Raw genomic sequence first — 25,684 nt, 5'->3', positions numbered from 1 at the left:
GCAGCCGCCACCCGGCACGCAGACCGCACCGGCCTTGCCCCGCGCCATTCGGACAATTCCAGACTGTCTTTCATATTTCCTCCATTTTTCCGCTCAATTGCCTCACTAAACTAGTATTATTTTCCGCACTGTTTCAGGACGAGAACATATAACGATGAAAGGCCGCAATAAATCCCGCTGGGTAATCGCCGCTGGCATCATTGTGGTGGCCCTTGCCGCCGCGTGGTACTGGCATCAACACGCTTCGGCTCCTGCCGGTGCATCCAGCCAGGCGCAGCGCCCGGCGGGCGGTGGACGCCACGGGATGCGCGGCGGCGCGCTGGCCCCGGTTCAGGCCGCCACAGCGGTCAGTAAATCCGTGCCGCGTTATCTTTCCGGGCTCGGCACCATTACCGCCGCCAACACCGTCACCGTGCGCAGCCGCGTCGACGGGCAGCTTATCGCCCTGCACTTCCAGGAAGGTCAACAGGTGAAGGCTGGCGATCTGCTGGCCGAAGTCGATCCCAGCCAGTTCAAAGTTGCGCTGGCCCAGGCCCAGGGACAGCTGGCTAAAGATCAGGCCACTCTCGCTAATGCCCGCCGGGATCTGGCCCGTTATCAGCAGCTGGTGAAAACCAACCTCGTCTCCCGCCAGGAGCTCGACGCCCAGCAGGCGCTGGTGAGCGAAAGCATGGGGACCATTAAGGCAGACCAGGCCGCCGTCGCCAGCGCGCAGCTCCAGCTCGACTGGAGCCGCATCACCGCCCCTATCGACGGGCGGGTGGGGTTAAAACAGGTGGATATCGGCAACCAGATCTCCAGCGGCGATACCACCGGGATCGTGGTGCTGACTCAGACCCACCCTATCGATCTGGTCTTCACCCTGCCGGAGAGCGATATCGCCACCGTGATCCAGGCGCAGAAAGCGGGTAAAAGCTTAACCGTGGAGGCCTGGGATCGCGCCAACAAGCAGAAGCTCAGCGACGGCACCCTGCTGAGCCTCGATAACCAGATCGACACCACCACCGGCACCATCAAGCTGAAAGCGCGGTTTAACAACGAGGACGACGCTCTGTTCCCAAACCAGTTTGTTAACGCCCGTATGCTGGTCGCGACAGAAGAGAACGCGGTGGTGATCCCGACGGCAGCGTTGCAGATGGGTAACGAAGGTAACTTCGTCTGGGTGCTGAACAGCGACAATAAGGTCAGCAAGCACCTGGTGAAACCGGGCATTCAGGACAGCCAGAACGTAGTGATTGCCGCCGGACTGTCGGCAGGCGACCGCGTGGTGACCGACGGCATCGACCGTCTGACCGAAGGGGCCAAAGTGGAAGTGGTTGAAGCCCACGCCGACACCCCTGCCCAGCCAGCCAAACACGAACATAAAAAACAGGGAGAGAACGCCTGATGCAGGTGATGCCCCCGAGCTCTACAGGCGGGCCGTCGCGTCTGTTTATTCTGCGCCCTGTCGCCACCACCCTGCTGATGGTGGCGATCCTGCTGGCGGGGATCATTGGCTACCGCTTCCTGCCGGTCTCCGCCCTGCCGGAAGTGGATTACCCCACCATTCAGGTGGTGACGCTCTACCCTGGTGCCAGCCCGGATGTCGTGACCTCGGCCATTACCGCCCCGCTGGAGCGCCAGTTTGGGCAGATGTCGGGCCTGAAGCAGATGTCCTCCCAAAGCTCCGGCGGCGCGTCGGTGGTGACGTTACAGTTCCAGCTCAGCCTGTCGCTGGATGTCGCCGAGCAGGAGGTGCAGGCCGCGATCAACGCCGCCACCAACCTGCTGCCGTCCGACCTGCCTAACCCGCCGGTCTACAGCAAGGTGAATCCGGCGGATCCGCCGATCATGACCCTCGCCGTCACCTCCTCCGCCATGCCGATGACCCAGGTGGAAGATATGGTGGAAACCCGCGTGGCGCAGAAGATCTCCCAGGTCTCCGGCGTCGGGCTGGTGACCCTCTCCGGTGGCCAGCGCCCGGCAGTTCGCGTGAAGCTCAACGCCCAGGCGATCGCCTCCCTCGGGCTGACCAGCGAAACCATCCGCACCGCCATCAGCAACGCCAACGTCAACTCGGCGAAAGGCTCCCTCGATGGCCCGACCCGGGCGGTGACCCTCTCCGCCAACGACCAGATGCAGTCCGCGGATGAGTATCGCCAGCTGATTGTCGCCTACCAGAACGGGGCGGCGATCCGGCTTGGCGACGTGGCGACCGTCGAGCAGGGGGCAGAAAACAGCTGGCTCGGGGCGTGGGCCAACAAACAGCAGGCGATTGTGATGAACGTCCAGCGCCAGCCGGGGGCGAATATTATTGATACCGCGGACAGCATTCGCGCCATGCTGCCCACCCTTATCGACAGCCTGCCAAAATCGGTGAGCGTTAAGGTGCTGTCTGATCGCACCACCAACATTCGCGCCTCGGTGAGTGATACCCAGTTTGAGCTGATGCTGGCGATTGCGCTGGTGGTGATGATCATCTACCTGTTCCTGCGCAAAGTTCCGGCGACCATCATTCCCGCCGTGGCAGTGCCGCTGTCGCTGGTGGGTACTTTCGCCGTCATGGTGTTCCTCGACTTCTCGATCAACAACCTGACGCTGATGGCCCTGACCATCGCTACCGGCTTTGTGGTGGACGACGCTATCGTGGTGATCGAGAACATCTCCCGCTACATCGAAAAGGGCGAAAAACCGCTGGCGGCGGCGCTGAAAGGGGCCGGTGAGATCGGCTTCACCATTATCTCCCTCACCTTCTCGCTGATTGCGGTGCTGATCCCGCTGCTGTTTATGGGCGATATCGTCGGACGCCTGTTCCGCGAGTTTGCGGTGACCCTGGCGGTGGCGATTTTAATCTCGGCGGTGGTGTCGCTCACCCTGACGCCGATGATGTGCGCCCGCATGCTGAGCCATGAATCTCTGCGCAAGCAGAACCGTTTCTCCCGCGCCTCGGAGCGGATGTTCGAGCGCGTTATTGCCGCGTACGGACGCCTGCTGGCCAAAGTGCTGAACCATCCGTGGGCGACCCTCGGCGTGGCGCTGGGTACTCTGGCCCTGAGCGTACTGCTGTGGGTGATGATCCCGAAAGGCTTCTTCCCAATCCAGGATAACGGCATCATTCAGGGTACATTGCAGGCCCCGCAGTCGGTGTCGTTCGCCAGCATGGCCCAGCGCCAGCAGGCGGTTTCCGACGTGATCATGAAAGATCCGGCGGTAGAGAGCCTGACCGCATTTGTCGGCGTCGATGGCACCAACCCATCCCTCAACAGCGCCCGCCTGCAGATCAACCTCAAGCCGCTGGACGATCGTGACGACCGGGTCAATACGGTGATTGAGCGATTGCAGCGCGCGGTGGCGAAAGTGCCGGGCGTGGAGCTCTACCTGCAGCCGACGCAGGATCTGACCATCGACACCACGGTAAGCCGCACCCAGTATCAGTTCACTCTACAGGCCACCAGCCTCGATGCCCTCAGCACCTGGGTGCCGCAGCTGGTGGATGAGCTCCAGCAGCTGCCGCAGCTCTCGGATGTGAGCAGCGACTGGCAGGACAAAGGCCTGGCGGCATATATCAACGTCGATCGCGACAGCGCCAGCCGGCTGGGCATTAGCATGGCGGATGTGGATAACGCCCTGTACAACGCCTTCGGCCAGCGCCTGATCTCCACCATCTATACCCAGGCTAACCAGTACCGGGTGGTGCTGGAGCACGATAGCCAGCAGACGCCGGGTCTGGCAGGGCTGGATTCGGTGCGCCTGACCAGTAAAGATGGCGGGATTGTGCCCCTGAATGCAATTGCCAAAGTGGAAGAGCGCTTTACGCCGCTGGCGGTGAACCATCTGGATCAGTTCCCCTCCACCACCATCTCGTTTAACGTGCCGGACGATTACTCGCTGGGCGAAGCAATTCAGGCCATTACCGATACGGAAAAACGTCTCAGCTTCCCGACCGATATCCAGACCCACTTCCAGGGCAGTACGCTGGCGTTCCAGGCGGCACTCGGGAGTACCATCTGGCTGATCGTGGCCGCGGTGGTGGCGATGTACATCGTGCTGGGGGTGCTGTATGAGAGCTTTATTCACCCCATCACCATCCTCTCGACCCTGCCCACCGCGGGCGTGGGTGCGTTGCTGGCGCTGATGCTGGCGGGCAGCGAGCTGGATGTGATTGCCATTATCGGCATCATCCTGCTGATCGGCATCGTCAAGAAGAACGCCATCATGATGATCGACTTTGCCCTCGCCGCCGAGCGCGAGCAGGGCATGCCGCCGCGGGAGGCGATCTATCAGGCCTGTCTGCTGCGTTTCCGTCCGATCCTGATGACCACCCTCGCCGCGCTGCTTGGTGCCCTGCCGCTGATGCTCAGCACCGGGGTCGGGGCCGAACTGCGCCGTCCGTTAGGGATTGGCATGGTGGGCGGTCTGCTGGTGAGCCAGGTGTTAACCCTGTTTACCACGCCGGTGATCTACCTGCTCTTTGACCGCCTGGCGCTGTGGAGCAAAAGCCGCTTCCCGAAACGTGAAGAAGAGGAGGCGTAAGTGAAGTTTTTCGCCCTCTTCATTTACCGCCCGGTGGCGACGATTTTAATCTCTCTCGCCATCACCCTCTGCGGCGTGCTCGGCTTCCGGCTGCTGCCGGTGGCCCCGCTGCCGCAGGTGGATTTCCCGGTGATCATGGTCAGCGCCTCGCTCCCCGGTGCCTCCCCGGAAACGATGGCCTCGTCGGTGGCAACGCCGCTGGAGCGCTCGCTCGGGCGCATCGCCGGGGTCAACGAGATGACCTCCAGCAGCTCCCTCGGCAGTACGCGCATCATTCTGGAGTTTAACTTTAACCGCGACATCAACGGCGCGGCGCGTGACGTGCAGGCAGCGATCAACGCCGCGCAAAGCCTGCTCCCGAGCGGCATGCCGAGCCGTCCGACCTACCGCAAAGCCAACCCGTCCGATGCGCCGATCATGATCCTTACGCTCACCTCGGACACCTACTCCCAGGGGCAGCTGTACGACTTCGCCTCCACCCAGCTGGCGCAGACCATCGCCCAGATTGAGGGCGTGGGCGATGTGGACGTCGGCGGCAGCTCCCTGCCCGCGGTGCGCGTAGGGCTGAACCCGCAGGCGCTGTTTAACCAGGGCGTCTCGCTGGACGACGTGCGCAGCGCCATCAGCAACGCCAACGTGCGCAGGCCGCAAGGGTCGGTGGAGGATGGCAGCCGCCGCTGGCAGATCCAGACCAACGACGAACTGAAGACCGCGGCGGAATATCAGCCCTTAATCATCCACTACAACAACGGCGCGGCGGTGCGCTTAAGCGACGTGGCGAGCATCACCGACTCGGTGCAGGACGTGCGCAACGCCGGGATGACCAACGCTAAGCCCGCCATTTTGCTGATGATCCGCAAGCTGCCGGAAGCCAACATCATCGAGACGGTGAACAGCATTCGCGCCCGTCTGCCGGAGCTGCAGGAGACCATTCCGGCGGCCATCGATCTGCAGATTGCCCAGGATCGCTCCCCTACCATTCGCGCCTCGCTCGAAGAGGTGGAGCAAACGCTGATTATCTCGGTGGCTCTGGTGATCCTGGTGGTATTTCTCTTCCTGCGCTCCGGGCGCGCCACGCTGATCCCGGCGGTGGCGGTCCCGGTGTCGCTGATTGGCACCTTCGCCGCCATGTACCTGTGCGGCTTTAGCCTCAACAATTTGTCTCTGATGGCCCTGACCATCGCCACCGGCTTTGTGGTGGATGACGCCATCGTGGTGCTGGAGAACATCTCCCGCCACCTCGAAGCGGGGATGAAGCCGCTGCAGGCGGCGTTGCAGGGCTCGCGTGAGGTGGGCTTTACGGTGCTCTCCATGAGCCTCTCCCTGGTGGCGGTATTCCTGCCCCTGCTGCTGATGGACGGGCTGCCGGGGCGTCTGTTACGGGAGTTCGCGGTCACGCTGTCGGTGGCGATCGGTATATCGCTGCTGGTGTCGCTGACGCTCACGCCGATGATGTGCGGCTGGATGCTGAAACGCAGCCCACCGACGTCGCAGCCGCGCAAACGGGGCTTTGGCCGGATGCTGATGGCATTGCAGTCGGGCTACGGTAAATCGCTGCAGTGGGTGCTGAACCACACCCGGATCGTCGGGCTGGTGCTGATCGGCACTATCGCGCTGAACGTATGGATGTATATCACCATTCCAAAAACTTTCTTCCCGGAGCAGGATACCGGGGTGCTGATGGGGGGCATCCAGGCCGACCAGAGCATCTCCTTCCAGGCGATACGCGGCAAGTTACAGGATTTCATGAAGATCATCCGCGAAGACAAAGCCGTGGATAACGTCACCGGCTTTACCGGCGGCTCGCGGGTCAACAGCGGGATGATGTTTATTACCCTCAAGCCCCGTGACGAACGTAATGAAACCGCGCAGCAGGTGATCGACCGCCTCAGGGGCGCGCTTTCGAAAGAGCCGGGAGCGAATATGTTCCTGGTGGCGGTGCAGGATATCCGCGTGGGCGGTCGTCAGTCGAATGCCAGCTATCAGTACACCCTGCTGTCGGACGATCTCGCGGCCCTCAGAGAGTGGGAGCCGAAGATCCGCAAGGCGCTGGCAGCGCTGCCGGAGCTGGCGGACGTTAACTCCGACCAGCAGGACAACGGCGCGGAGATGGCTCTGATCTACGATCGCGAAACCATTTCCCGGCTGGGGATTGACGTCAGCGCCGCCAACAGCCTGCTGAACAACGCCTTCGGCCAGCGGCAGATCTCCACCATCTATCAGCCGATGAACCAGTACAAGGTGGTGATGGAGGTCGATCCCCGCTATACCCAGGATATCAGCGCCCTGGATAAGATGTTTGTGATTAATAACGACGGCAAGGCGATCCCGCTCTCCTACTTTGCCCGCTGGCAGCCTTCGAACGCGCCGCTGTCGGTCAACCATCAGGGGCTGTCGGCGGCCTCTACCGTGTCGTTTAACCTGCCGACCGGGAAATCCCTCTCGGAAGCCAGCGACGCCATCAACCGCGCCATGACCCAGCTTGGCGTGCCGTCCACCGTGCGCGGCAGCTTTGCCGGCACCGCCCAGGTGTTCCAGGAGACCATGAACTCGCAGGTGATCCTGATTCTGGCGGCGATCGCCACGGTCTATATCGTGCTTGGGGTGCTCTATGAGAGCTACGTCCATCCGCTGACCATTCTCTCCACCCTCCCCTCGGCGGGCGTGGGCGCGTTGCTGGCGCTGGAGCTGTTCGGCGCCCCGTTCAGCCTGATTGCGTTGATCGGTATTATGCTGTTAATCGGCATCGTGAAGAAAAACGCCATCATGATGGTCGACTTTGCCCTGGAGGCGCAGCGCAACGGCAACATGACGCCGCAGGAGGCGATCTTCCAGGCCTGTCTGCTGCGTTTTCGCCCGATTATGATGACCACCCTGGCGGCGCTGTTCGGCGCTCTGCCGCTGGTGATCTCCAGCGGGGATGGCGCGGAGCTGCGCCAGCCGCTGGGGATCACCATTGTCGGCGGGCTGGTGATGAGCCAGCTGCTGACGCTCTACACCACCCCGGTGGTCTATCTGTTCTTTGATCGCTTACGGGTGCGTTTTTCACGTAAACAGAAAGAGACGGTAAACGGCTAATGACGGATCTCCCCGCTAACGTTCGCTGGCAGCTATGGATTGTCGCCTTCGGCTTCTTTATGCAGTCGCTGGATACGACGATCGTCAACACTGCCCTCCCCTCAATGGCGAAAAGCCTGGGGGAGAGCCCGCTGCATATGCATATGGTGATTGTCGCCTACGTGCTGACGGTGGCCGTGATGCTGCCCGCCAGCGGCTGGCTGGCGGACAAAGTGGGGGTGCGCAATATCTTCTTTACCGCCATCGTGCTCTTTACCGCAGGCTCCCTGTTCTGCGCCCGGGCGGAGACGCTCAACGAGCTGGTGATGGCCCGGGTGCTACAGGGCGTCGGCGGCGCGATGATGGTGCCGGTGGGCAGGCTGACGGTGATGAAGATCGTCCCGCGCGAGCAGTACATGGCGGCGATGACCTTCGTCACCCTCCCCGGCCAGGTCGGGCCGCTGCTGGGCCCGGCCCTTGGCGGGGTGCTGGTGGAGTACGCCTCCTGGCACTGGATCTTTCTCATCAACCTGCCGGTGGGCATTATCGGGGCGATTGCCACCCTGATGTTAATGCCGAACTACAAAATGCAGACCCGGCGTTTCGATCTGGGGGGCTTTTTCCTGCTGGCGGCGGGGATGGCGACCCTGACCCTGGCGCTGGACGGGCAAAAGGGGCTTGGGATCTCCTCCCTGGCCCTCGCCGGGCTGGTGACCATCGGGGTGGTGTCGATTCTCTGGTATCTGTGGCACGCCCGGGGTAACGACCGGGCGTTATTCAGCCTGACGCTGTTTCAGAACACCACCTACCGGTTGGGGCTGCTCGGCAGCCTGGCCGGACGCATCGGCAGCGGCATGCTGCCGTTTATGACCCCGGTCTTTTTACAGATTGGCCTCGGCTTTTCGCCGTTCCACGCCGGGCTGATGATGATCCCGATGGTGCTCGGCAGCATGGGGATGAAGCGCATTGTCGTGCAGGTGGTGAACTACTTCGGTTATCGCCGGGTGCTGGTCGCCTCCACCCTGGGACTGGCGCTGGTGAGCCTGCTGTTTATGGGCGTTGCGCTGCTGGGCTGGTACTACGTTCTGCCGCTGGTGCTGTTCTGCCAGGGGATGATCAACTCCATCCGCTTCTCCTCCATGAACACCCTGACCCTGAAAGATCTGCCCGATGAGCAGGCGAGCAGCGGCAACAGCCTGCTGTCGATGATCATGCAGCTGTCGATGAGCGTAGGCGTGACGATTGCCGGGCTGCTGCTGGGCATGTACGGGCAGCATCAGCTCACCGCCGACAGCGCCGTCGTCCATCAGGTGTTCCTCTATACCTACCTGAGCATGGCGTTGATTATCGCCCTGCCGGCCTTTATTTTCGCCCGGGTTCCGGATGATACCAGCAAAAATGTCGTCATCAGGCGGCGCAAAAGGAGTGAACGATGAAGTTCTGGCGACCGGGTATCACCGGCAAGCTATTTCTGGCTATTTTCGCCACCTGTATGGTCCTGCTGATCACCATGCACTGGGCGGTGCGGGTCAGCTTTGAGCGCGGCTTTATTGACTACATCAAACACGGTAACGAGCAGCGTCTGCAGGGTTTGAGCGATGCCCTGGCCGAGCAGTACGCCCTGCACGGCAACTGGCGTTTTTTACGCAACAATGACCGCTTTGTCTTTCAGATCCTGCGCTCGCTGGAGCACGACACTGACGACGATCGTCCCGGTCCCGGCATGCCGCCCCACGGCTGGCGTACCCAGTTCTGGGTGATCGACCAGGAGATGCGGGTGCTGGTCGGCCCGCGGGCTCCGGTGCCGCCGGACGGCACGAAGCGGGCCATCACCGTCAACGGCGCGGCTGTTGGCTGGGTGATCGCCTCCCCGGTCGAGCGGCTGACGCGCAATACCGACATCAATTTTGATCGACAGCAGCGCCAGACCAGCTGGCTGATAGTGGCGCTTTCCACCCTGCTGGCGGCGCTGGCGACCTTCCCGCTGGCGCGCGGCCTGCTGGCCCCGGTTAAACGGCTGGTGGACGGTACCCACCAGCTGGCTGCGGGGAATTTTTCCACCCGCGTCGATACCCGCAGCCAGGACGAGCTGGGCAAGCTGGCGCAGGACTTTAACCAGCTCGCCAGTACGCTTGAGAAGAACCAGCAGATGCGCCGGGATTTTATGGCTGATATCTCCCACGAGCTACGCACCCCGCTGGCGGTGCTGCGCGGCGAACTTGAGGCGATTCAGGATGGCGTACGCAAGTTCACGCCTGAGTCCGTCGCCTCTTTACAGGCGGAAGTGGGCACCCTCACTAAACTGGTAGAGGATCTGCATCAGCTGTCGATGTCCGACGAAGGGGCGCTGGCCTACCAGAAAGCGCCGGTGGATGTGATCAACATTCTGGAAGTCGCCAGCGGCGCCTTCCGGGAACGCTTTGCCAGCCGCGACCTGCGCATTGAGCTGTCGCTGCCGGAGAACGCGGTGGTGTTTGGCGATCGCGACCGGCTGATGCAACTGTTCAACAACCTGCTGGAAAACAGCCTGCGCTATACCGATGCGGGCGGCGCGCTGCGTATTTCCGGCAAATGTGAAGATCACCGCTTTGCGCTGACCTTCGCCGACACCGCGCCCGGCGTCTCTGACGACCAGCTCAACAAGCTGTTTGAACGCTTTTATCGCACCGAAGGTTCCCGCAACCGCGCCAGCGGCGGATCCGGGCTGGGGCTGGCGATCTGCGTGAACATTGTTGAAGCCCACGGCGGCACCCTCCGCGCCGCCCATTCGCCTTTTGGCGGGGTTAGCATTACAGTAGAGCTACCGCTGGAACGCGATTTATCGAGAGAAGTATGACTGAATTACCCATTGACGAAAACACACCCCGCATCCTGATTGTGGAGGATGAGCCTAAACTTGGGCAGTTATTAATCGACTATCTGCGGGCGGCGAGCTATGCCCCGTCGCTTATCAGCCACGGCGATCAGGTCCTGCCGTATGTACGCCAGACCCCGCCGGATCTGATCCTGCTCGACCTGATGCTGCCAGGCACCGACGGCCTGACCCTGTGCCGCGAAATCCGCCGCTTCTCTGAAGTGCCGATTGTGATGGTGACCGCCAAAATCGAAGAGATTGACCGCCTGCTGGGGCTGGAGATTGGCGCGGATGATTACATCTGCAAGCCCTACAGCCCGCGCGAAGTGGTGGCCCGGGTGAAAACCATTCTGCGCCGCTGCAAACCGCAGCGCGAGCTGCAGGCGCTGGATGCCGAAAGCCCGTTAATCATCGACGAAGGCCGTTTCCAGGCCAGCTGGCGCAGCAAGATGCTGGATCTGACGCCCGCCGAGTTTCGTCTGCTGAAAACCCTGTCGCACGAGCCGGGCAAAGTGTTCTCCCGCGAGCAGCTGCTGAACCACCTGTATGATGATTACCGGGTAGTGACGGACCGCACTATCGACAGCCATATCAAAAATCTGCGCCGCAAGCTCGAAGCGCTGGATGCCGACCAGCCATTTATTCGCGCAGTGTATGGCGTGGGTTATCGCTGGGAAGCGGATGCGTGCCGGATTGGCGGATGAAGGGGAAAAATGTTACCCGCTGCGGCGGGTAATGGCATCAGACAGCCTCAGCTGCCCCATGTGCCGTAATGATATAACCCTGCTTTTGCCAGTGTTCCAGCTGCTGGCGCTGTGCGTCCGATAAGGTTTTACCCGCCCAGACGAGGATATGTTGTCCGGGGAAGAACTCCGGGTGAGGTAACTCAAGAGGTTCAGCAAAGACGTTGATGCGCCAACCCCGTTGCGAAAGGCGCCACGCCTCCAGCCACAAACGGGTACGATCCTCCACACCCCAGCCAATCAGTAACGCATCCCTGCCCGCTTTGGTGCGCGATTCGGTCAGGCTGCTCACCGCCTGCTCAATCAGGATACCGTCCAACAGGCTGCCCATGGCGCGCGCGGTGGCGTGATCAAGACTGAGCGTTTCCCGCACGGGGATAAACACATGATCGACCAATGCATCTACTGAGTGGTGCTGACAAAATACCGCGATCTGCGCGCGTGATTTTGCCGGGCTGACCTGGCGCAGCGTGCCAATCATCTCTTCCTGCAGAACACGCCAGTCTCCCGGCTCGGCGGGTTTATCCCCATCAAGGAGGGCTTTGACCTTACCAACCGGTACGCCACGTTCAATCCAGCGCTTGATCTCCTCAATGCGCTGTAGATCGTCGTCATCAAATTGACGATGTCCGCCTTCACTGCGCTGCGGTTTGAGCAGGCCATACCGGCGCTGCCATGCCCGCAGGGTGACGGGGTTGATGCCGCAGCGTTCTGCGACATCGCCTATACTGTAAAAGGCCATCGCTTCCTCATACATGATCGATATATTCATTGTTCAAGGTAACGAATCTCACCGGGCTGTACAACTCGTTATATTGTACAACAGAATTGTATCATTGCCCGGTGAAGGCTAGCGCTAAATCTCCTCGCGCGGCTCAGGCCACGAAACTGGCGGGATGCCGGCCAGTTCAGGGTGAGCAAACAGATGCCCCTGGAACTGCGAAACGCCGGCAGATTCGAGCCACATCCACTCTTCTGGCAGCTCCACACCCACCGCGGAGATCAATATTTCCAAAGCTGTACAACATTTGATAATCGCGAGCACGATCGCCTGCCGTGGACCACTCTTGTGCACGTCGCGGATCAGGTCCCGGTTGATCTTAATCCGGTCTGGCTGGAACTGCGCCAGCAGCAACAGGCCGGCAAACCCTCCACCGAAGTGGTCGATCGCCACGCCGATGCCCGCCGCTTTTAACTCCCGCACCGCACCGGTAAACGCATCCAGACGGGAGATGACTTCATGCTCGGTAAACTCCACCACAATCTGCTCGGGCACCAGCTCATGAGCCTCTATCTCCTGAATGAGATAGCTGACGGCGTTGGGGATATTGACCAGCGTCATCGGTAAAAGGTTCACTGACAGGCTCTGTTCCCCCAGCCCGAGTGCGCTTGCCATCGCAAAGGCGACGCTTTTGCTTTTAAGATCAGCTTCGTAGATGGCATCTTCCTCCAGCCCCGCAAACCAGTGCTGGGTAGAGCCCCCTTCCGGGGTGCGGACCAGAGCTTCAAGGGAGACAATTTCACGAGCCAGCGGATCGATAATCGGCTGGAACGCGAAGTTGCATGAGTCACTGTAACGCCCCGACAGAGCACGTACGCTGGGCGCCTCAGTGTCCGGGACAAAGACCCAGTGATCCCCTGAGGGTAGCTCAAAGTAGTTCTCTTTCTCACTCTCTTCGACGAAGGTTCTGAAGAAGTGCAGTGCCCTGTCGTTATAGGTCATCTGGTACTTTGTGGTGCCCTTATCCAGGACATTTTGCAGCACCTCGTGGCGGTCATAGTGCCTTAAATCAAACAGTTCCATGCCGTATTTACCGAAACGTCGGGCGGGGGAGTAATCGCACAACAGTTCCACCACGTTGTGGTGACGCGGATCCTCACAAATCGCGCCGTAAATGGCTCTTACATTCTCCTCAGGTCCTTCGAGCAGCTGAAAAAAGAGCTTGCCAGTAAACAGAAGAATCCCGCTAACGCCGGCTTCTCTGTTTTTTACATTTGCTGCAACAACCATGTCTTCCAGCATAGTAACCGGTACGTCGTCACGAAGGTGACTACGGTAAATGATGGTAGTGAGCATAGGGTTTCCAATAAGAGGAGGTGAATGAATGTCCACAGTATCAGATGGTTGGCTTTACGTCTTATAATCCTGCCCGGACGGAGCGGTACCCGTCACCTGTACTCGCAATAACGCCGTTAATGGTCGGCAATGTACAACGTTTTAAGCTTATTTTACAAAATAAATTCTATGCAACGCATTGAATATTAATACTTAGCACATAATGATCAAAATATATTTGTTAACTTGTACAATTAGTATGTACAGTATTTACAGCTTAACAAGATATTAACCTCTTTAATGCAGCGGATTTCAGGAGTGACATATGCGCGAGAACGGGTACACACCGAACACAGCCAATGCCATTGCCCATTATTTTAACAAAGCAAATCAACCTTCCCAGCAGGAGACGCTCGGACAGATTGTGGTGGAAATTTTACGGGAAGGAAAAATCCTTAATCGAAAAGCGATTTGCACCCGCCTGCTTTATCGAATGGAACAAGCATCGGATCGCGAAGAGGAGAGTCGCTATCAGACTCTGGTTGGCCTGCTGTTTGATCGTTAAGCGATACGTTACAGCGGCTAATTACCCTGTTTTTTGAGTCAGTTTTTTCTTTGAGACAGATTTTTTATACTGTCGCTACAGACTGACTTTATGCCGCATCTCTTCCTGCAGGAAGATGCGGCGACAGAGACGTAGTTATGAACAGAAGTGACCATGAACGACTGACTGATGAACTTATTGGTGAAGCCACCTTTTCTCTACTGAAAGATAACGGCCCCATCAGCATGAAGCTATTGCTGGAGAGGCTACAGCAGATGTTATCGGTAGAGCAGGACGGGCAGCGTCGGCACGTTCTTTCCCAAATCATTTTGGAAATTTCCAACGATGGGAAGGATAGTACCCGGCGTAATACCAAAAGTGAACGGCAGGATTGGGATACGGATGGTCGACACAGCAGCAGCAATGTGTATCCCCTGTTTGGCAATAGCCCGCAAGCCAACAGGAATAAGCATTAACTGCACCACTTACTTATTAACTGAACCGGTGTGACACTATGAGCCAGGCTATGCTCCAGACAACTGACTTTTATGAAGAACTGCCCAATGCTGCATTGTCTAACTATTTTCGCAGCGCTGGCGCTACGCTGGCCGAAGAGTGGGCGTTGCTTCAGACTGTGACAGGCGCCATTCTGGATGCGAAGGAACCGCTGACTAACAAAGCGATTATTTTACGTTTGATTCGCGAAATCGAATCTACGCGCGACGTTGTCCGCGCCGATATCATTCGTAAGACCCTGGAAATTATTGTCGATCACACCCAGGACGACCTCTGATTACCCACGCCTGAGCCAAACACCGACGGTACTGTCCTGCCGTCGGCGTTTACTCACTCAATGGTTTACCTCCCCTTCCCGCAGCGCTACAATGCCCGCCCTTAATGTATGGGATCTCCTCCCGGCGCCCACCTGGTGTGCGCATCTGACCTGTCATCAGAACGAGAACTAACATGTTTAAACCGGAACTCCTCTCCCCGGCGGGAACGCTGAAAAATATGCGTTACGCCTTCGCCTACGGCGCCGATGCCGTTTATGCGGGCCAGCCGCGCTACTCCCTGCGCGTGCGTAATAATGAATTCAACCACGAGAACCTGCAGCTCGGCATCAACGAAGCCCACGCGCAGGGTAAAAAATTCTACGTGGTGGTCAATATCGCGCCGCATAACGCCAAGCTGAAAACCTTTATCCGTGACCTGAAGCCGGTGGTGGAGATGGGGCCAGACGCGCTGATTATGTCGGACCCGGGTTTAATCATGCTGGTGCGGGAGCACTTCCCTGAGATGGACATTCATCTCTCTGTACAGGCCAACGCCGTGAACTGGGCGACGGTGAAATTCTGGAAGCAGATGGGGCTGACCCGCGTGATTTTGTCCCGCGAGCTGTCGCTGGAAGAGATTGAAGAGATCCGCACTCAGGTGCCGGACATGGAGCTGGAAATTTTCGTGCATGGCGCCCTGTGCATGGCCTACTCTGGCCGCTGCCTGCTCTCTGGTTATATCAACAAGCGCGACCCGAACCAGGGCACCTGCACTAACGCCTGCCGCTGGGAATATAAGGTCCAGGAAGGTAAGCAGGATGAGGTAGGCAATATTGTGCATAAGCATGAGCCTATTCCGGTACAGAATATTGAGCCGACACTGGGTATCGGGGCGCCAACCGACAGCGTGTTTATGATCGAAGAGGCCCAGCGCCCGGGTGAATATATGACCGCGTTCGAAGACGAGCACGGTACTTACATCATGAACTCTAAAGATCTGCGTGCCATCGCCCACGTTGAGCGCCTGACCCAGATGGGGGTGCACTCCCTGAAAATCGAAGGCCGCACCAAGTCCTATTACTACTGTGCGCGTACCGCTCAGGTCTATCGCCAGGCGATCGACGACGCGGCTGCAGGCAAACCGTTCGACAGCACCCTGCTGCAAACGCTGGAAGGGCTGGCGCACCGTGGCTATACCGAAGGTTTTCTGCGTCGCCATACCCATGACGACTACCAGAACTATGAATATGGCCACTCGGTTTCCGAACGCCAGCAGTTTGTCGGCGAGTTCACCGGTGAGCGCAAGGGCAACCTCGCGGCGGTGGCGGTCAAAAATAAGTTTCTGGTGGGCAACAGCCTGGAGTTGATGACCCCGCAGGGCAATATTAACTTCACCCTGGAACATATGGTGAATGGCAAAGGCGAGTCGGTCTCCGTAGCGCCAGGAGACGGTCATACCGTCTGGCTGCCTGTTCCGGAAGAGATTGGCCTGGATTACGCGTTGCTGATGCGTAATTTTGACGGCGAGAATACTCAGGCGCCGCACGCGAAATAATGAAAGCGGGTTATTTTTTGGTATGAGATGATTCTTAGAATTCGATCACATACCGCTGCGTTTGATGAGGGTATTATTATCAACGCTGAAAAACATAACCCATAAATGCTAGCTGTACCAGGAACCACCTCCTTAGCCTGAGTAATCTCCCTTACGCAGGCTAATTTTTTTGTCTGAAATCCTCCTTCCCCCTTTCCTGACGCCTCTTCGCCCTGCAAAAAACACTAATGTAAATTTATTTCAGCCTATAACCAAAAGTACGTGAATTTATAAATATATTAAAGTTAGGTTATATATTCACGCAACCAATGCTATTCTTTTTTCGAATGAAATTTCACTTAAGGAGCAAGGAGGCAGTATATGTACTGGGTGGTTGAAAACAGGATGGTTTGCCCTCGTACTGGAACAATTTTTATACACGTACTCACCGTTAAAAACCTCAGGCTGATAATTTGGTATAAAGGAGATTATTTTATCAGCATCGGATCCGTTCTTGTCACAAGTCCCTTCGGTATCGCCGTTGACGGCAAACTCAGAACACTACACATCCTTCGAACATTTCCCTATACACCTTCGTTCTGGTCATCATTTCTTGAGAATTCAGGCTGCCCTGGCAATGAAGAGGGGCTGATTACCCGCTGTGCACATCGTCAGAAATGTGTTTTCGCTTTATGCCCGTATGGGGCGATAACCGCCTGACCAGGCCTGCACGAGTGGCGTTCACTTTGGCTCGCCACTCATTTAATTTTCGCCTTTCGTCCTCTTCTTACCCGCTTTTCCCCGCGCTGCGATACACTTCTGGAAGATCAGCACAGGAGCAACGTGGATGGCGACCTATCCAGCAAGTTTATTAATTCTGAACGGCAAAGGGACAGGCAACGATCTGTTGCGTGAAGCCGTGACGCTTCTTCGTGAAGAAGGGGTGGTGATCCATGTTCGCGTAACATGGGAGAAAGGTGATGCAGCTCGTTATATCAAGGAAGCCTGCGACCTCGGTGTGGAGACCGTCATTGCAGGCGGCGGCGACGGCACCATAAACGAAGTGGCGACGGCGCTGATTGACCTGCCCGCCGCGCAGCGTCCGGCGCTGGGCATTTTACCCCTCGGCACCGCCAACGATTTTGCCACCAGCGCCGGGATCCCGGAGGCGCTCGATAAGGCCCTGCAGTTGGCTATCGCCGGAAAAGCCACGGCGGTGGATATCGCCCGAGTGAATGACGAAACCTGCTTTATCAATATGGCGACGGGCGGTTTTGGCACTCGCATTACCAGCGAAACCCCGGAAAAACTTAAAGCTGCGCTGGGTGGCGTTTCGTACCTGCTCCACGGTCTGGCGCGGTTAGATACTCTGAAACCCGATCAATGTGAAATCCGCGGCGAAAACTTTCACTGGCAGGGTAACGCCCTGGTGATTGGCATCGGCAATGGCCGTCAGGCGGGCGGCGGCCAGCAGCTTTGCCCGGAGGCGCTAATCAACGACGGACTGCTCGGGGTGCGTATCATTACCGGGGATGAGCTGCTGCCTGCCCTGCTCACTACTCTGACCAAAGCGGAAGACAGCCCGCATCTGGTGGATGGCGAGTCGGCGTGGTTCGAAATCCAGGCGCCGCACGGCATGACCTTTAACCTGGATGGCGAACCGCTGAGCGGCGACCATTTCCACATCGCCCTTTTGCCTGGGGCGATCCAGTGCCGGTTGCCGCCGGATTGTCCGCTTCTGCGCTGATTTGCCCGGCGGCGCTGCGCTTGCGCGGGCCTACGGGTTTTGTAGGCCGGGTAAGGCGAAGCCGCCACCCGGCAACAGCCCGCACTATACACACTAATAGACCGCCACCTCCCGGGCCATCTCGCGGGAGTACTGCTGGCTGGCGTTAACCAGCATCCGGGTGTAATCAGTTTTGGCCTGCCCCGCCACCAGGTCGTCCACCGTCAACGTTTCCAGGATTTTCCCGTACTGCATCACCGCCACCTTCTGGCACAGATGGGCGATCACCCCCAGGTCGTGGGTAACCATCAGGTAGGTGAGCTTCGACTCGCGCTGCAGCTCCGCCAGCAGGTTTAATATCTCCGCCTGCACCGAGACATCCAGCGCAGAGGTGGGCTCATCCAGCAACAGCACCTGCGGTTCCAGGATCAGCGCCCGGGCGATGGCCACACGCTGACGCTGGCCGCCGGAGAGCTGATGCGGGTAGCGGTCACGGAAGGCGCGGTTGAGGCCAACTTTATCCAGCAAGCCGTGAATACGCCGGTCCCGGTCGTTGATACCGTGGATTTGCAGCGGCTCCTCCAGAATATCGCCGATGGTATGCCGGGGGTGCAGCGAACCGTACGGGTCCTGAAACACCATCTGTACCAGCCGGCAGCGCTGGGGGCTGATGCGCCGCTCCAGCGCCTGGCCGTTAATCGCCAGCGCCCCCTCCCAGTGGGTGAATAACCCGGCCAAGCACTTCAGCACCGTGGTTTTGCCGGAGCCCGACTCCCCCACCAGGCCGTAAATCTCCCCTGGCTGCACGTTAATATTGACGTCATACAATACCTGGTTGCGTTTCTCGCCTTCGCCGAACGCCAGATTCAGGTTTTTTACCTCGATCATCTTCGCTCCTTATTCGGTCAGCCAGCTGGCCTGGCGCTGCAACACCGGCAGCACCGGACGGCGGTGATTCATCTCCGGCAGGGCGTTGATTAACCCCTGCGTATAAGGGTGCTGCGCGTTGTGCAGATCGCAGGCGGCGATGGACTCCACCACCCGCCCGGCATACATCACCAGCACCCGGTCGCAGAAGCTGCGCACCAGGTTGATGTCGTGACTGATAAAGATCAGCCCCAGCCCGCGGGACTGGACTAAATCGTCCAGCAGGCCCAGCACCTGCAGCCGCACCGAGACGTCCAGCGCCGAGGTCGGTTCATCGGCGATCACCAGCTCCGGGTCGGTGATCAGCATCATGGCGATCATGATGCGCTGCCCCTGCCCGCCGGAAATCTCATGCGGATAGAGCTGATAGACCCGCTCCGGCTGGCGAATGCGCACCACGTCGAGCATCTCCAGCACTTTGGCTTTCGCCTCGGCCTTGCGTCCCGGATGGTGGGTCAGCCAGGCCTCGGCAATCTGATCCCCGACGCAGACAACCGGGTTCAGGGAGTACTTCGGATCCTGCATGATCATCGAAATACGCTTGCCGCGAATACCGCGCATCTGCGCCTCGCTGACGCTGCGTAAATCGACATCGCCAAACTGCATCCGGGTGGCGGTGATCCGCGCCTTTGCCGGGTGCAGACGCAGCAGCGCCCGTCCGACGGTGGATTTCCCGGAGCCCGACTCACCGACAATCGCCAGCTTCTCGCGCCCGAGCTGAAAGGAGACGCCGCGCACCGCGTTGGTGACCGCGCGTCCGTTGATAAAGTCGACGTGCAGATCGCGCACATCGAGCAGCGGCACATCAGTTGCTGCGAGGATCGAGGATGTCACGTAAGCCATCTCCTAAGAAGTTGAACGCCAGGCTGTTAATCAGGATCGCCAGCCCCGGAATAGTCACTACCCACCAGCACTCCATCATGTAGGTACGGCCACTGGAGATCATCGCCCCCCACTCCGGCTCCGGCGGCTGTGCGCCAAGGCCGAGGAAGCCCAGCCCGGCGGCGGTCAGGATGATCCCGGCCATATTCATGGTGATACGGATAATCACCGACGGCAGGCACAGCGGCACTATGTGACGCCACAGCACCCGCACCGGGGAGGCCCCCTGTAAACGCACGGCGGAGATAAAGTCGGCCTGGCGTAACGACAGGGTTTCAGCGCGGGCCAGACGGGCAATCGGCGGCCAGGCGGTGAGCGTAATGGCGATCACGACATGTTCCAGCCCCGGGCCGAGCGCTGCGACAAACGCCAGCGCCAGCACCAGGCTCGGGAAAGAGATAAAGATATCGGTGACGCGCATCAGCACTGCATCCACCTTGCCGCCAAAGTAACCGGCGGTAACCCCCAACAGCAGCCCCAGCGGGCCGACGGTGACCGACACCAGCAGTACGATATAGAGCGTGATCCGCGAGCCGTAGACCAGGCGGCTGAAGATATCCCGGCCAAACTCGTCGGTGCCGAACCAGTGCTGCGCGTTCGGCGCCACCAGGGCGTTATTGAGATCCTGCACCAGCGGGTTGTACGGCGCGATCCAGGGCGCGAAGGCCGCCACGATCAACAGCAGCAGAATGATGCCGCCGCCAATGGCCGTCAGCGGGTTACGCGCCATCTGCCCGGCAAAGCCAAAGGTACGGCGGGCCATCCGCGCCAGGCGCTGGCGTCCTTCGCTGCGGGAAGCGCGCAGCGGTGTATCCAGAGAAACGGTCATGATTTCGTCCTCGGGTCAAAGAGTTGATACAGCATGTCGGAGAGTAGATTGAGCATCACGAAGATCATCCCCACCAGCAGCACGCAGCCCATCACCGCATTCATATCCCCCAGCAGCAGGCTGCCGGTGAGATAGGAGCCAAAGCCCGGCCAGGAGAAGACGGTTTCAATCAGCACCGCCCCTTCCAGCAGCGAGCCGTAGGCCAGCGCCACTACCGTCAGCAGCTGCACCAGGATATTGCGAAACGCGTGGTTCCAGATCACCTGGCGCTCGGTCAGGCCCTTCACCCGGGCGGTGATGATGAACTCCTGCGACAGCTGGGCCAGCATAAAGCTGCGGGTCATGCGGCTAATGTAAGCCAGGGAGTGGAAGCCCAGCAGCGAGGCGGGCAGCACCAGGTGGTTAATGGCGTTCCAGAAGACTGCGCTGTTACCCGCCAGCAGGGCATCGACGGTCATCAGCCCGGTGCGGCGTGGCACCAGGCCATCCAGCCCTAAATCCAGCCGTCCGGCACCGCCTACCCAGCCAAGCCAGGCGTAGAACAGCAGCAGCCCCATCATCCCCACCCAGAAGATTGGCGTGGAGTACCCGGCCAGGCTGATGATGCGTACCACATAATCCGAAACGCTGTTACGGCGCGCGGCGGCCAGCACCCCCAGCGGGATGCCTAAACCGGCACCGACAATAATCGCCATCGTCGCCAGCTCCAGGGTGGCCGGGAAGACGCGCAGAATGTCATCCAGCACCGGTTTGCCAGTCAGCAGGGCATTGCCAAAATCGCCGTGCAGCAGGTTGTTCAGGTAGATACCGAACTGGGTCAGCAGGGATTTATCAAACCCCAGCTGCTGATAGACCTGCTGATAGGTGCTGTGGTCGGCATCCGGGCCGACAATCGCCAGCACCGGATCCACCGGCATCACGCGTCCAATGAAAAAGGTCAGCACCAGCAGGCCGAACAGGGTCACCAGCACCTGGGTCAAGCGTTTTGAAAAACGCCGGGTGCGGGAGCCTGGAGCGAGGATCGCAACACTCATTTTTCACCTCCGGTTTTGTAGACTTCCCGCAGGAAGGTGGTGGCGGAGGGATGCGACTGGAAGTTTTTCACCTCGTTACGCACCACCACCGAATCGACCATCTGGGAGAGCGGGATCAGGGCCGGGATCAGCTGGTCGTAACGCACCTGAATCTGCTGATAGTCGACGATCTGTTTTTGCGGATCGCGCTCCAGCAGCGCTTTATCGATCATCTCATTCAGCTTTTTGTCGTAAAAACTGGTGCGCCAGCCCTGGAAGTTGGTTAACCGGGCTGCATCGCTGTTGTCCGGGTTATAGACCAGCGCGCGCAGGCTGGAGTGCGGATGCGGTTCCACGCCGCTGCCGCCGCGCCCCACCAGCATGTCGAACTTACGCTCGCGCATCGCGCCGTAGATCTGATTCCCGGTGCCGGTAATGATTTTGGCGTTGATGCCCGCCTGCATCAGGGTGGACTGTACGGCGATGGCGATATTGAGGAACGGCTGATCCGCCAGCACCCGCAGGGTGGTGTCAAAACCTTCCGGGTAGCCCGCCTCCGCCAGCAGCTTTTTGGCGCGCGGAATATCGAGTTTGTAGCCCGGATCCGGCAGCGTCGACGGCATGCCCGCTTTGATGGGCCGCTGGTGCAGTACGCCGTAGCCCGGCATCAGCGCCTTGTTAATACCTTGATAGTCAATGAGATAGCGCACCGCCTCGCGCACTTTCGGGTTAGCGAAGTGTTTCTCCTTCATGCTCATCGCCACGTAGTAGACCGTGCCCTTCTGCACGGCTTCGACGGTAAGCTGCGGATCCTTGCGCAGGGCGTTGATGTCAGCCACCGCCATGTTGCTGGCGATATCCAGATCGCCTTTCTCCACCATCAGGCGCAGGGTCTGCGACTCCTGGAAGTGGCGCAGCACCACGCGGTTCATCTTCGGCTCTTCACGCCAGTATTTCGGGTTGCGCTGCATGCGCAGCACGTCTTTCGCCTGCCAGGTCTCCAGCATAAACGGCCCGGAACCGGCTTCGTTGGTGGTGAGCCAGCGGTTGCCCCAGTCGTTGTTCACCTCGTGGCTAAGCACCGTTTTACGATCCAGCACGCCAAGGTTGCCCAGCGCGCCGAGGGAGTAGATCACCAGCTGTGGGTCGTTGGCCTTCGGCAGGGTAAGCTGCACGGTGTAGTCATCCAGGGCCTTAATCTGCTGATCGATATTCTTCTTGCTGAAACCGTAAGATTTCCATACCGAGGCCTGAGCGAGGTTGAGATGCAGCAGGCGGCGCATGGACCACACCACGTCTTCGGCGGTCAGCGGGTTACCGGAATGGAAAGTGACGTTATCGCGCAGGTGGAAGGTCAGGGTTTTGCCGTCCGGCGAGATATCCCAGGATTTCGCCAGCGCCGGTTTGACGTTAGTGAGAGTGTTGGGGTCCAGTTCCACCAGCGAATCGTAGAGGTTGACCACAATGCTCACCACCTCGTTACCGGTCATCGCGGCCGGATCGAGAGTCAGCAGGTTGTTCATGTTCATACCGATGATGAGCTGATCGGGCGGCGTTTTCGCGTACGCCGCACCGCTCCCCATCATCAGCGAGAGCGCGAGTAAACACGCCCTCGTGAGGGAGTTTTTGTTCATCTGTGTATACCGTTTGTAGGGTAGAAGTTTTATTTATCAGTCGTGGCTGACGGTATTGGCTTCGATATACGCAAAATTAATCTCTTCGCCCAGTCCCGGGCGCGTCGGCAGGCTGACCATGCCGTTTTCATCCATTGGGTCGATCAGGCTGTGCAGGTACGCAGCTGGCTCATCGTAATCGAGGAACGGGTGCAGCAGTCCGCGCTCATACCAGCGGCAGTTCTTGATCGCGCCAATTACCGCCAGGCTCGCCGCGCCGTTGCCGTGTACTTCGCAGTCCATACCAAACGATTCGGCCAGGTTGGCCACTTTCAGGGTTGGCGAAATACCGCCCACGCCATTGGCACCGGCGCGCAGGATGTCGCAGGCCCCCGCCTTCACCCAGTCGGCGCGGCTGTGATGCTTACCGCCCAGGCTTTCCGGCCCGATAATCGGAATGGAGAGGTTTTCGGCCAGCCAGGCATAAGAGGCCATGCTCTCCTCTTCCATCGGCTCTTCAAACCAGGCGAAATTGAGTTTTTCCAGCTCCTTACCGATCCACAGCGCTTCCGCGCGGCTGTACCAGTGGTAGCCGTCGATCATCAGGTCGATATCCGGCCCGACCGCTTCACGCACCGCGGCGCAGGCTTTGATATCCATTTTTGGGTTAGGAGCGAAAGAGACTGGCGGCATCCAGGTGTGGAGCTTGATCGCCTTATAGCCGCGGGCGACCAGCTTTTCGGCAAAGCTGGCGTACTCTTCCGGGGTAGAGAGGCCGCCCGGCAGGTCATCGCCGCACATGGTGCTGCCGTAGGCAGGGACTTTGTCGCGGTAGCCGCCGAGGAGTTTCCACACCGGCATATTGAGTTTGCGGCCAATCAGATCCCACAGCGCCTGCTCAACAAAGCCCAGCGCGCGCTCGGTCAGCTGATGAGCGCTGCCGCGCTGCCAGTGAGCCAGCTCCTGCCAAATTTTTTCGCGATTAAACGCATCCTGGCCGACCAGCACTTTACGAAAGAAGGTGTTGACCACAAAGGGGCGCACCACTTCCGGCGGTGCAAAGGCGTACCCTTTGGTGCCATCGTCTGCGGTAATGGTCAGCATCGCCATTTTTGCCAGGCTTTCCGGTCCCGGATGGGAATGTCCGGCGCTGTCAGAGACCCGGCGGGTGGGATACTGAAAGACGGTGACGTTTACAGATTCGATTTTCATTTTTTATCCTTAAAACGGCGTAGGTTCAGCGTGTTCTTTCATTTTGAAAAGCTGTTTCGAAACTAACTTTAAGCGCAAAATTCATCCACTTCCTTAGACAAATTCCGCTAAGCGCTGACCATTTTTTGTGCATTTGCACGGGCAGAAGTGACACTTTTCACAAAAGAGAGGGGAAATGTGAAGTGGATCGGAAGGGTGATTTGAATGAAATGAAACAAGGTTTCGTTAGTAGTTCTCGTCGCTGTAGGCCGGGCAAACGAAGTGTTGCCCGGCATCTGCCCCGCTTCCAACGGAAGAGGGGCAGAATGGCTAGGCGATAGTGACTTTTTTATCGAGATAGACGTCCTGCACGGCGTTAATCAGCTTCACGCCGTCGGCCATCGATTTTTTAAACGCCTTACGGCCCAGGATCAGCCCCATGCCGCCCGCGCGTTTATTGATCACCGCCGTGCGCACCGCATCGGTGAGATCGGTCTCGCCGCCTGCAGCGCCACCGGAGTTGATCAGCCCCGCGCGGCCCATATAGCAGTTCGCCAGCTGGTAGCGTACCAGGTCGATGGGGTTATCGCTGGTCAGTTTGCTGTAGACCCGATCGTCGGTATAGCCAAACTTGACCGCCGTATAGCCGCCGTTGTTCTCGGCCATTTTCTGCTTAACGATATCCGCCCCGATGGTGGCTGCCAGATGGTTGGCCTGCCCGGTTAAATCGGCAGAGACGTGGTAATCCGTACCGTCTTTATTGAAGGCCGGGTTACGCAGATAGGCCCACAGCACCGTCACCATGCCCAGCTCATGGGCACGCTCAAAGGCGGCGGAGATCTCTTCTATCTGGCGGCGCGACTGCTCCGAGCCGAAATAGATGGTCGCCCCTACCGCTACCGCACCCATGTTGAACGCCTGCTCGACGCTGGCATACAGGGTCTGGTCATATTCGGTAGGGTAGCTCAGGGTTTCGTTGTGGTTAAGCTTGACGAGGAACGGGATGCGGTGGGCATAACGTCGCGAGACCGAGGCCAGCACGCCATAGGTGGAGGCCACGCAGTTACAGCCGGCCTCGATTGCCAGCTCGACAATATTCTTCGGATCGAAATAGAGCGGGTTAGCGGCAAACGACGCCCCGGCCGAGTGTTCTACCCCCTGGTCCACCGGCAGGATCGACAGATAGCCGGTTCCCCCCAGACGCCCGGTGTTATACAGGGTCTGCATGTTTCGCAGTACCGCTGGCGGGCGGTTATTATCGACCATCACGCGGTCGACGTAGTCGTGGCCAGGCAGATAGAGCTGGTCGGCTGGAATGGTCATACAACGATGCTGTAACAGGCTTTCGGCATCTTTGCCAAGCAACTGCGCAATATCAGTCATAGGTTTGCTCCCCTTAGTGCCGACGGGCTGTCGGCATGTTTTCTCCA

20 protein-coding genes are annotated in these 25,684 nt (G+C 59.0%); 10 read left to right on the top strand and 10 right to left on the bottom strand.

The genetic code is table 11. The features are described from left to right. The first annotated feature begins 154 nt into the window (after positions 1-154). From DVA44_RS07775 to baeR, 6 genes are read left to right on the top strand one after another with little or no spacing between them, the layout of a single operon-like run. Complete coding sequence (locus tag DVA44_RS07775) at positions 155-1,387, top strand: MdtA/MuxA family multidrug efflux RND transporter periplasmic adaptor subunit (RefSeq protein WP_114386128.1); 1,233 nt, start codon at positions 155-157, stop codon at positions 1,385-1,387. After that, the gene (locus tag DVA44_RS07770) at positions 1,387-4,512 is read left to right on the top strand and encodes an MdtB/MuxB family multidrug efflux RND transporter permease subunit (protein ID WP_114386127.1); all 3,126 of its coding nucleotides are present in this window, start codon (positions 1,387-1,389) and stop codon (positions 4,510-4,512) included. The genes DVA44_RS07775 and DVA44_RS07770 overlap by 1 nt, the downstream gene beginning before the upstream one ends. Next, a complete protein-coding gene (gene mdtC, locus DVA44_RS07765) occupies positions 4,513-7,590 on the top strand; it encodes a multidrug efflux RND transporter permease subunit MdtC (protein ID WP_114386126.1) in 3,078 nt (1,025 codons plus the stop codon). It abuts the gene before it with no gap. Next, complete coding sequence (locus tag DVA44_RS07760; protein ID WP_114386125.1) at positions 7,590-9,005, top strand: MFS transporter; 1,416 nt, start codon at positions 7,590-7,592, stop codon at positions 9,003-9,005. Before mdtC ends, DVA44_RS07760 begins: the two co-directional genes overlap by 1 nt. Then, the gene (gene baeS, locus DVA44_RS07755; RefSeq protein WP_103825065.1) at positions 9,002-10,405 is read left to right on the top strand and encodes a two-component system sensor histidine kinase BaeS; all 1,404 of its coding nucleotides are present in this window, start codon (positions 9,002-9,004) and stop codon (positions 10,403-10,405) included. Before DVA44_RS07760 ends, baeS begins: the two co-directional genes overlap by 4 nt. Beyond that, a complete protein-coding gene (gene baeR, locus DVA44_RS07750; RefSeq protein ID WP_114386124.1) occupies positions 10,402-11,127 on the top strand; it encodes a two-component system response regulator BaeR in 726 nt (241 codons plus the stop codon). Before baeS ends, baeR begins: the two co-directional genes overlap by 4 nt. 37 nt (positions 11,128-11,164) lie before the next feature. On the opposite strand, the gene DVA44_RS07745 is transcribed toward baeR, so the two are convergent. Continuing rightward, positions 11,165-11,908: a MerR family transcriptional regulator gene (locus DVA44_RS07745; RefSeq protein ID WP_103825100.1), complete on the bottom strand. Its 744-nt coding sequence runs from the start codon at positions 11,906-11,908 to the stop codon at positions 11,165-11,167. Positions 11,909-12,022: 114 nt separating this feature from the next. Continuing rightward, positions 12,023-13,243, bottom strand: coding sequence for a diguanylate phosphodiesterase (locus DVA44_RS07740; RefSeq protein WP_114386123.1), 1,221 nt, complete (start codon positions 13,241-13,243; stop codon positions 12,023-12,025). Between the two features lie 304 nt (positions 13,244-13,547). Here DVA44_RS07740 and ycgZ point away from each other — a divergent pair, with 304 nt between their 5' ends. Then, complete coding sequence (gene ycgZ / locus DVA44_RS07735) at positions 13,548-13,787, top strand: regulatory protein YcgZ (RefSeq protein ID WP_103825062.1); 240 nt, start codon at positions 13,548-13,550, stop codon at positions 13,785-13,787. A gap of 257 nt (positions 13,788-14,044) precedes the next feature. On the opposite strand, the gene DVA44_RS25655 is transcribed toward ycgZ, so the two are convergent. Then, positions 14,045-14,239 carry a hypothetical protein gene (locus DVA44_RS25655; RefSeq protein ID WP_168194463.1) on the bottom strand — a complete coding sequence of 65 codons (195 nt, stop codon included), beginning with the start codon at positions 14,237-14,239 and terminating at the stop codon, positions 14,045-14,047. A 41-nt stretch (positions 14,240-14,280) separates the two neighbouring features. Between DVA44_RS25655 and DVA44_RS07725 the strand changes: the two genes are divergently transcribed. The 3 genes from DVA44_RS07725 to yegS all read left to right on the top strand — a co-directional run bounded on the left by DVA44_RS07725 (position 14,281) and on the right by yegS (position 17,820). Continuing rightward, positions 14,281-14,559 carry a biofilm development regulator YmgB/AriR family protein gene (locus tag DVA44_RS07725; RefSeq protein ID WP_114386121.1) on the top strand — a complete coding sequence of 93 codons (279 nt, stop codon included), beginning with the start codon at positions 14,281-14,283 and terminating at the stop codon, positions 14,557-14,559. Positions 14,560-14,732: 173 nt separating this feature from the next. After that, on the top strand, positions 14,733-16,094 hold the full coding sequence (yegQ, locus tag DVA44_RS07720; protein ID WP_114314490.1) for a tRNA 5-hydroxyuridine modification protein YegQ: 1,362 nt from the start codon (positions 14,733-14,735) through the stop codon (positions 16,092-16,094). A gap of 826 nt (positions 16,095-16,920) precedes the next feature. Then, positions 16,921-17,820 (top strand): lipid kinase YegS, encoded by a 900-nt coding sequence (gene yegS, locus DVA44_RS07715; protein ID WP_114386120.1) that lies wholly within the window; start codon positions 16,921-16,923, stop codon positions 17,818-17,820. Positions 17,821-17,913: 93 nt separating this feature from the next. Here the strand turns inward: yegS and DVA44_RS07710 are convergent, their stop codons facing one another. The 7 genes from DVA44_RS07710 to fbaB all read right to left on the bottom strand — a co-directional run bounded on the left by DVA44_RS07710 (position 17,914) and on the right by fbaB (position 25,637). Further along, positions 17,914-18,687: an ABC transporter ATP-binding protein gene (locus tag DVA44_RS07710; RefSeq protein WP_103825057.1), complete on the bottom strand. Its 774-nt coding sequence runs from the start codon at positions 18,685-18,687 to the stop codon at positions 17,914-17,916. Positions 18,688-18,696: 9 nt separating this feature from the next. Then, positions 18,697-19,560, bottom strand: coding sequence for an ABC transporter ATP-binding protein (locus DVA44_RS07705; RefSeq protein WP_114388382.1), 864 nt, complete (start codon positions 19,558-19,560; stop codon positions 18,697-18,699). Further along, on the bottom strand, positions 19,532-20,437 hold the full coding sequence (locus DVA44_RS07700; RefSeq protein ID WP_103825056.1) for an ABC transporter permease: 906 nt from the start codon (positions 20,435-20,437) through the stop codon (positions 19,532-19,534). Before DVA44_RS07700 ends, DVA44_RS07705 begins: the two co-directional genes overlap by 29 nt. Beyond that, the gene (locus DVA44_RS07695; RefSeq protein ID WP_103180251.1) at positions 20,434-21,471 is read right to left on the bottom strand and encodes an ABC transporter permease; all 1,038 of its coding nucleotides are present in this window, start codon (positions 21,469-21,471) and stop codon (positions 20,434-20,436) included. Before DVA44_RS07695 ends, DVA44_RS07700 begins: the two co-directional genes overlap by 4 nt. Beyond that, positions 21,468-23,084, bottom strand: coding sequence for an ABC transporter substrate-binding protein (locus DVA44_RS07690; protein ID WP_114386119.1), 1,617 nt, complete (start codon positions 23,082-23,084; stop codon positions 21,468-21,470). The genes DVA44_RS07695 and DVA44_RS07690 overlap by 4 nt, the downstream gene beginning before the upstream one ends. A gap of 36 nt (positions 23,085-23,120) precedes the next feature. Continuing rightward, positions 23,121-24,275: a mandelate racemase family protein gene (locus tag DVA44_RS07685; RefSeq protein WP_103825053.1), complete on the bottom strand. Its 1,155-nt coding sequence runs from the start codon at positions 24,273-24,275 to the stop codon at positions 23,121-23,123. 309 nt (positions 24,276-24,584) lie between these two features. After that, on the bottom strand, positions 24,585-25,637 hold the full coding sequence (gene fbaB, locus DVA44_RS07680) for a class I fructose-bisphosphate aldolase (RefSeq protein WP_103180254.1): 1,053 nt from the start codon (positions 25,635-25,637) through the stop codon (positions 24,585-24,587). Between the last annotated feature and the right edge of the window lie 47 nt (positions 25,638-25,684).

The sequence above is a fragment of the Leclercia sp. W17 genome, assembly GCF_003336325.1.
Lineage (GTDB): Bacteria > Pseudomonadota > Gammaproteobacteria > Enterobacterales > Enterobacteriaceae > Enterobacter.
The sequence above is the reverse complement of the archived record's forward strand: the minus strand, read 5'-3'. Positions and strand labels throughout refer to the sequence as shown.

What these genes read in the sequence shown, in the direction of transcription:
- yegS (WP_114386120.1), top strand. Translation starts at nt 16,921, where the DNA reads ATGGCGACCTATCCAGCAAGTTTATTAATTCTGAACGGCAAAGGGACA.
- ycgZ (WP_103825062.1), top strand. Translation starts at nt 13,548, where the DNA reads ATGCGCGAGAACGGGTACACACCGAACACAGCCAATGCCATTGCCCAT.
- fbaB (WP_103180254.1), bottom strand. Translation starts at nt 25,637, where the DNA reads ATGACTGATATTGCGCAGTTGCTTGGCAAAGATGCCGAAAGCCTGTTA.
- DVA44_RS07745 (WP_103825100.1), bottom strand. Translation starts at nt 11,908, where the DNA reads ATGGCCTTTTACAGTATAGGCGATGTCGCAGAACGCTGCGGCATCAAC.
- DVA44_RS07775 (WP_114386128.1), top strand. Translation starts at nt 155, where the DNA reads ATGAAAGGCCGCAATAAATCCCGCTGGGTAATCGCCGCTGGCATCATT.
- yegQ (WP_114314490.1), top strand. Translation starts at nt 14,733, where the DNA reads ATGTTTAAACCGGAACTCCTCTCCCCGGCGGGAACGCTGAAAAATATG.
- DVA44_RS07770 (WP_114386127.1), top strand. Translation starts at nt 1,387, where the DNA reads ATGCAGGTGATGCCCCCGAGCTCTACAGGCGGGCCGTCGCGTCTGTTT.
- baeS (WP_103825065.1), top strand. Translation starts at nt 9,002, where the DNA reads ATGAAGTTCTGGCGACCGGGTATCACCGGCAAGCTATTTCTGGCTATT.
- baeR (WP_114386124.1), top strand. Translation starts at nt 10,402, where the DNA reads ATGACTGAATTACCCATTGACGAAAACACACCCCGCATCCTGATTGTG.
- DVA44_RS07760 (WP_114386125.1), top strand. Translation starts at nt 7,590, where the DNA reads ATGACGGATCTCCCCGCTAACGTTCGCTGGCAGCTATGGATTGTCGCC.
- DVA44_RS25655 (WP_168194463.1), bottom strand. Translation starts at nt 14,239, where the DNA reads ATGCTTATTCCTGTTGGCTTGCGGGCTATTGCCAAACAGGGGATACAC.
- DVA44_RS07695 (WP_103180251.1), bottom strand. Translation starts at nt 21,471, where the DNA reads ATGAGTGTTGCGATCCTCGCTCCAGGCTCCCGCACCCGGCGTTTTTCA.
- DVA44_RS07740 (WP_114386123.1), bottom strand. Translation starts at nt 13,243, where the DNA reads ATGCTCACTACCATCATTTACCGTAGTCACCTTCGTGACGACGTACCG.
- DVA44_RS07685 (WP_103825053.1), bottom strand. Translation starts at nt 24,275, where the DNA reads ATGAAAATCGAATCTGTAAACGTCACCGTCTTTCAGTATCCCACCCGC.
- DVA44_RS07690 (WP_114386119.1), bottom strand. Translation starts at nt 23,084, where the DNA reads ATGAACAAAAACTCCCTCACGAGGGCGTGTTTACTCGCGCTCTCGCTG.
- DVA44_RS07710 (WP_103825057.1), bottom strand. Translation starts at nt 18,687, where the DNA reads ATGATCGAGGTAAAAAACCTGAATCTGGCGTTCGGCGAAGGCGAGAAA.
- DVA44_RS07700 (WP_103825056.1), bottom strand. Translation starts at nt 20,437, where the DNA reads ATGACCGTTTCTCTGGATACACCGCTGCGCGCTTCCCGCAGCGAAGGA.
- DVA44_RS07725 (WP_114386121.1), top strand. Translation starts at nt 14,281, where the DNA reads ATGAGCCAGGCTATGCTCCAGACAACTGACTTTTATGAAGAACTGCCC.